This window comes from Rubritalea sp., from assembly GCF_039830215.1.
Classification (GTDB): Bacteria; Verrucomicrobiota; Verrucomicrobiia; order Verrucomicrobiales; family Akkermansiaceae; genus Rubritalea.
This window is the reverse complement of sequence record NZ_JBDOPO010000144.1, coordinates 1-6401: the sequence shown is the minus strand read 5'-3', so window position 1 is coordinate 6401 and position 6401 is coordinate 1. Positions and strand designations below refer to the sequence as shown.

5 protein-coding genes and 1 pseudogene are annotated in these 6401 nt (G+C 45.7%); 3 read left to right on the top strand and 3 right to left on the bottom strand.

Features of this window, described 5'->3' with window-relative positions; translation table 11 throughout:
• Positions 1-299 (top strand): RHS repeat-associated core domain-containing protein (locus ABGY95_RS04855; protein ID WP_347440570.1); only part of this gene is annotated, 299 nt, incomplete at its 5' end.
• On the opposite strand, the gene ABGY95_RS04850 is transcribed toward ABGY95_RS04855, so the two are convergent.
• Positions 277-711, bottom strand: coding sequence for a hypothetical protein (locus ABGY95_RS04850; protein ID WP_347440569.1), 435 nt, complete (start codon positions 709-711; stop codon positions 277-279). The genes ABGY95_RS04855 and ABGY95_RS04850 overlap by 23 nt on opposite strands.
• A 719-nt stretch (positions 712-1430) precedes the next feature.
• On the opposite strand from ABGY95_RS04850, the gene pheA reads away from it, so the two are divergent.
• Together pheA and lysA are read left to right on the top strand one after the other, a co-directional pair.
• Positions 1431-2501: a prephenate dehydratase gene (gene pheA, locus ABGY95_RS04845; protein ID WP_347440568.1), complete on the top strand. Its 1071-nt coding sequence runs from the start codon at positions 1431-1433 to the stop codon at positions 2499-2501.
• Between the two features lie 18 nt (positions 2502-2519).
• A complete protein-coding gene (lysA, locus tag ABGY95_RS04840) occupies positions 2520-3818 on the top strand; it encodes a diaminopimelate decarboxylase (RefSeq protein ID WP_347440567.1) in 1299 nt (432 codons plus the stop codon).
• Here lysA and ABGY95_RS04835 read toward each other — a convergent pair.
• A complete protein-coding gene (locus tag ABGY95_RS04835) occupies positions 3808-4452 on the bottom strand; it encodes a hypothetical protein (protein ID WP_347440566.1) in 645 nt (214 codons plus the stop codon). The genes lysA and ABGY95_RS04835 overlap by 11 nt on opposite strands.
• A 24-nt stretch (positions 4453-4476) precedes the next feature.
• Positions 4477-6401 (bottom strand): annotated as a pseudogene (locus ABGY95_RS04830) (hypothetical protein); the annotation flags it as partial.

Here is a 6401-nt window from a genome sequence, read left to right as displayed (position 1 = left end):
ATTCTTCGGGGAGGATACAAGATCTTGAAGGATACAAAACGAAACGTCCTTTTAGGTGGTATGGGCAATACGTTGATGCTGAGACTAATCTGTACTACTATAGATTTAGGTATTTCGATTGCGGTTCAGGGCTTTATACATCTTCAGGTCCTATTGGCATAGCAGGTAAGAATCCTACGTTATATTCTTATTTCACTGATGTTCATTTTTCTGTGGACTCTCTGCTGTTAAAGGAATGTAAATTAGAGAGGGCTGGTGATGGGGGGGAGCTATTAATTAATGCTTTGAGAGCGCGATAGAATTATTAACTAAGGTTATCTTGGATTTGTTGTAGTGATCGGCAGGGGTGAACAACCACCCTGAGTCACGTTGTACTACACTGTAGCTACTAGCCTTAAATTCCGGTAAGAATAAATTACTGGCAGGTTCGTATATTTTACGCCCAGTATAACGCCCCTTTATGCGATAGGTATAATTCTGATCATAACCGTGTCGACTACTTTCGGGTCCAATTTCTGGACGACGATCTGGCTGACGTGTAGAATCCTCATTCATCACCACTAGACGAGCTTCAGACCACGATTGACCAGGCCTACGTACATAACCCCAAAATCGTGTCTTCTCCACGAAATAGCGTCGCGCATAAAAGTATTCTCCACGCGGTTCATCAGCAATCTCTTGCTGACGCATCTGCGGTGTAACATCACTCATGCCCATATTGGGATAGCGTGAGCTAGGCATCGGTACGCAACTTGTGATTCCAAATGCCGCTACACATGCAAATGATAAAGCCAGCAGCCTATTCAAACTAAGCAAATTCATTCGCGACATCCTTTCTAGATGAGACCATCGGTCAAGAGTAAGTGTGCCCAATAGAGCTCAATGACTCCAATAGAGTTAAGACGGTTCATTAGTAGCTAGAATCGAGGTGCGTCCGACAAACTATAAAAGCAGGATCACTAAAAGTTTGAGCGTTCTCTCAGGTGGTTTTAAGATCACCTAAGCCACTAAATAGTTGAGGGTTGGGGAACCATATATACTGGCCTGCATATGCTCACCCCGTTAGTTGGCTATACAACAAAGAGTACCCCTAAAGTATTCTAATGCAAACTGATCAATTTACTCTGTTAAACAGCATCATACTATGTCACAGGTTTTAATCCCAGAGACAGGGTGGAGCTCGACATAACCATGGCTACCACTCACTCCAATAGATTCCGCATTACATATATTGTGTTAAGTTATTAAACAGGGTTATTTGAGAACTAATTGGCGCGAATAAGACAAATCACTGAATCCACGTTCTAAATCTGATAGCTGAACCACTGAAGGCTTGATTGCAGTGCGATCCATATCTAATGAGTGTCAGCAAGTCGCATAACAGCACGAGGTCTGTTTGCGCGATAAACTTTCAACGTACAAAGATTCCCGTGCCACTCAACGACATTCGAACACGCATTGATGAGATTGATGCCCAACTTCTTCAACTTTTGAACCAGCGCGCAGACTGCGTTCATGTGGTTGGCGAGATTAAGAAAAAAGAAGGTCTGCAGATTTATGCGCCTGAGCGTGAAGAAAGCTTGCTACGCAAACTTTCAGCCATGAGCGACGGCCGACTCCCCGAGAAGTCGATTCGTGCGATCTATCGTGAAATCATGTCAGCTGCCTTAGCGTTAGAGGATGACCTTAAAATTGCCTACCTAGGACCTGAAGGTACCTGGACGCACCAGGCAGCTATTTCTAAATTTGGTCATAGTGTTGACTATTTACCCCAGCCAAACTTTGCTGATGTATTTGACTGTGTTGCGCGCCGTCAAGCTAGCTACGGAGTTGTTCCAATCGAAAACTCAACTGAAGGCGCGGTATCGCACACGCTCGATCTCTTTGTTGACTCCCCACTTAAAATCTGTGCGCAGATATTGATGCGTATCGAAAATGGTCTAATGGCGGATATCCCACGCGAAGAAATCAAAACTCTCTATTCACACCCACAGGTATTTGGTCAGTGCCGCAGTTGGATCCTCCAGAATTTCCCGCATGCCGACCTCGTTGAGGTTTCTTCGACCACGAAGGCAGCAAAAATCGCCAAAGAGAAATCCTCCGAAGGGGCTGCAGCTATGGGCGGGCCACTCGCTGCCGAGATGTACGGACTCAAAATGCTCGATCCGAACATCCAGGACAGCGCCACTAATACCACACGTTTCCTTGTGATTGGTGAAAAAACTTGCCCAGCCACCGGCAACGATAGGACTTCCCTACTCTTTTCAATCAAGGATACGCCAGGCTCGCTAGTGAAAGCCCTTCAGGCATTTGATGACTGCGCTATCAATATGTCCAAGATTGAGTCCCGCCCATCCAAGCAACAGGACTGGGAGTATTTCTTTTATGTTGATCTCGCTGGACACAGTGATGACGCCGATGTGTCCGCCGCTATCGACGATCTCAAAAAGCATTGCTCATTGGTGAAAATCCTCGGCAGCTACCCAGATATTCAAATTTAAACTAATAGAACAACCATCATGCATTCATTTCATTACCAAAATGGTTCACTTCATTGCGAAGATGTGAACCTTCAGCAAATAGCTAAAGAACACGGCACCCCAAGCTACGTCTATAGCGCAGAAACCTTACGCAACAACTACAACCGTCTTGATAAAACTCTTGAAAGCCTAGATCACGGGGTTGAATACGCAGTCAAAGCAAACTCTAATCTATCTGTACTTAAGCTCCTCGCACAACTCGGAAGCGGTTTTGATATTGTTTCTGGAGGCGAACTTCAGCGAGTGATCGCGGCTGGTGGCGATCCAGCAAAGTGCACTTTCGCTGGCGTTGGGAAAACCCGTTCAGAAATTGAATACGCAATCGAGCAAGGCATCTATTGTTTCAATGCCGAGAGTGAAGCTGAAGTTGCTTTCATCGATCAGGTTGCCGGCGACCTAGGACGCATTGCCCCTGTCGCAATTCGAGTAAACCCGAATGTTGACGCTAAGACACACAAGTACATCTCCACTGGTAAGTCTGAGAACAAGTTTGGTGTTGACTTCGACTCCATCGAAAAGGCCTACGAACGTGCATCAAAGCTTGAAAATATAACACTTCGTGGTCTCCAAATGCACATTGGATCACAACTCACTGATGTTAAGCCATTCATCGAGGCGACAGAGAAAGTTGCTCCACTTGCAGCAAAAATGAAGAAACTCTATAGTATCGAATTCTTCTCAATTGGTGGCGGAGTAGGCATTGTATACTCCCCTGCACTAGCCTCTGGATCTTCCGAGTGGTGGGAAAGCCACACGGAAGAAGCCTGTCCACTCACGCCTGAGAAATATGCTGCTGGCGTTATTCCATTCCTCAAAGATCTGGGCCTCAAAATTCTTGTCGAACCCGGTCGCTATATCGCAGGAAATGCTGGAGTGCTCCTAACTGAGTGTCTTTATGAGAAAAAAGGCTCAGCTAAAACATTTAAAATTGTGGACGCAGGAATGAATGACCTCATTCGTCCAGCCCTCTATGAAGGTCATCACGAGATCGTTCCTCTTTCTGAGCCAACAAAAGAAACTGCGCACATTCCAATGGATGTGGTTGGCCCAATCTGTGAGACTGGCGACTTCTTCTGCCAGAGTCGCGATCTGCCTGATTTTATTGAAGGCGAGCACATAGCGCTTCTTAGTGCTGGAGCTTATGGTTTTGTGATGGCGTCAAACTACAACACTCGCGGACTTCCTGCTGAAATACTAATTGATGGAGCCGATTCCAAAGTGATTCGCCCACGTCAGACTGTTGAGGATATACTCGCAGCTGAAATTGCTAACCTCTAACGATAAACTTAAGCAAAACTCCTGGGATTAATGATACCCAGGGGGCCGCTAAAGTGGATGAGACAAGCGATTCCTCATCGCGCAATCTCCGCATCAAGCGCAACTTCTCAATGCGGCTCACCATTAGGTGGGCCGCTTCTTTTTCCACAGCTAAGCTTAACCACAGAAGGATGGAGCTAAGCCCTAGAGATCCTGCAAGCGAGGCCATAACTACTATCGCTGGAAGCTTCGCTACGATAAAGGCGAAGCTCACGACAAGAAGCACGAATACAGGTAAAATGTAGCCAGTTTTTATCGCTTTGAGTCGCCAATCAACAGTTGATGAGTGTTTTTCATGCAGCAAATACATACCTAGCTGGATCATGGCTCGGGCTGCATGCGCTGAACTTTTGCTTTCCAAGTATGTTTTTGGTAGGTAGATGGACCCATCATTACAACTCAGCCAAGGACTAACCTTACTAAAACTAACTTTGATATCGTCTCGGTCGAGACGAGTAAGCAATCTACTTAAAATGCTGGCAACACTCTCGCTGAGGTCGGCACTCGTGGACCACACTCTAGTACCGAAGAGATGCGCCAGTACCCCACCAGCTAAGAAAGGGACAAGGGAGGTGATAATAAATATTCGCCACATGTGAATAAGAACTTGAACACCTAATTACCGACTTGAAAAATCTTCATTTTTAAAGCGGATATTTTGTTGCGTCAATTCACTATACATACTGGCTGAACTATCGGCATTTCTGGTGTATGCGTGCGCTCCCGTTTTTATGTGACTGAGAGAAATGTCACTAAACTTTATGGCGTTAGCTCGATCTCGTTTGGCAAAATAGACCTCGGCTAGTGTGTCTAAATAAGCAGGCTGCTGAGGCTGAAAGCGTAAAGCAAACTTCGCATGCTTTAGGGAATCATCTAACCTCATGCCAGCTCTCGAGCCCAACCAAGCTACAGTATTGCGAGCGTTATGATCATTTGGATAGGCTGCGATCTCTTTTTCAATATGATTCCATGACTCATTGAACCACTTGCTAACCTCTTTTTTTAAAGGTGTACCCACCAAGCCTGGGAAGAAATCGTCAGCCAAAGTGCCGTCCCCAGGAAGGATGCCGTGTGCGTACTCAAGCATATCTAGAGCACCAGATTTATCGCCCCGCTCTAGTAATGCCATCCCTGCTGTGTAAATCGCTGTATAACCGCTGCGAAGTGTAGTGTAGTAATGACTCGGCCTTAGACTTGGCTCCAGAAGAAAAGTCAACTCTGCTAACGAGAGTGACGATGCTAGCTTCCAATCTGCTTCATTTATCGCAAAACGCGATTGGTGATTAATATAATTGAGTGTGTAGTAAAACCCCCAGCTTCCTACGTCTAGACAAGCAATATGCTCAAGCCATATTGTCTTCGCATCATTTCGAGCTCCACATTCATGCAGGACTGCTGCAAATTCATTTAGTTCCTTGGTTTGTCCTAAAGTGAGTAGTATTGCCTGATTTAACAATGTGTCTGCAAATTCTTTTTCACCTAAATTCCGTTTTGCTATAGCGTAGCGAGCAAGTCGCGTTGGGCTTTTGAGATAGGATGCAGGCCTTAGATCGTAAGATTTTACAAGCTCTTCCCAATCAAACACAACCTCCGCTGCAAGTTGGTATTTGAGGTGAAATTCTCGCTCCTCCAACAACCCCCGATCCTCGCATAGCTCCTTGTAGTAATCTAACATTGCCTCAAAATCGTTACGTCTCTCAGCAGCAAAAGCTAGAGCAACTAGTAAATCGACTCGCGCTCGGCCTTTTGCTAGCTCAAGACGGTCTTCAATTTGATTGAGTATAGATTTTTTCTCGGATGTCAACCCGTGGTCCACCCCCATCAGCTCCAGCACACTCTGGAAACGCTCTAAATCTGTGGCGCCAACGGAGAGTTCCTCCACTTGGTTCCAAATACAATCCATCTCTTCTACATTGCCAAAAATTTCATGACTTAACTGAAGGTAAGTATTATCCTCATTGCCACGTTCTCCAGCCAACTGGGCTACAAGCTCTCCCATCCCATAAATAGGCAATTCACCGACAATCTTAAACCACCTGTCATCACCGTCATCTAGTAGAGCATCGAGTAGCGGCTTGAGGATACGCAGACTTTGCTCGCGCTCACCACGGTTATAATAGAAGCGGACAAGCTCCTCGACCTTGCTCGACTGCTCTTCCAACAACGCAAGATCATCATCAAGTTCTCGCTTAATCTCGGCCTGTAGCCAGAGCTCGAATTTTTGGGGCTGAGTGACTGGATTTGGGGTGCCCAACAATTCAAATTCTTCATCTGAATATTCCTGGGAGCTAAAATAAGAACGCGCATATGTTTCATTATAGTGTTTGAGCAATTTCTCCCCAATAGCTCGATCTCCCATGAGTAGTGAAATGCGGGTGACATACTCCAGATTCCCATCACCATCACCATCACCATCACCATTGATGCCCTCTGCCAATTGCGCTATGGCCTCATGAATATCTGACGGGTTGTTCTGCTGATGAAGACGCTTCAGTAGATTAAGTACAATTGTATGGTGGGGGGTTGAACTACGACTTATACAGA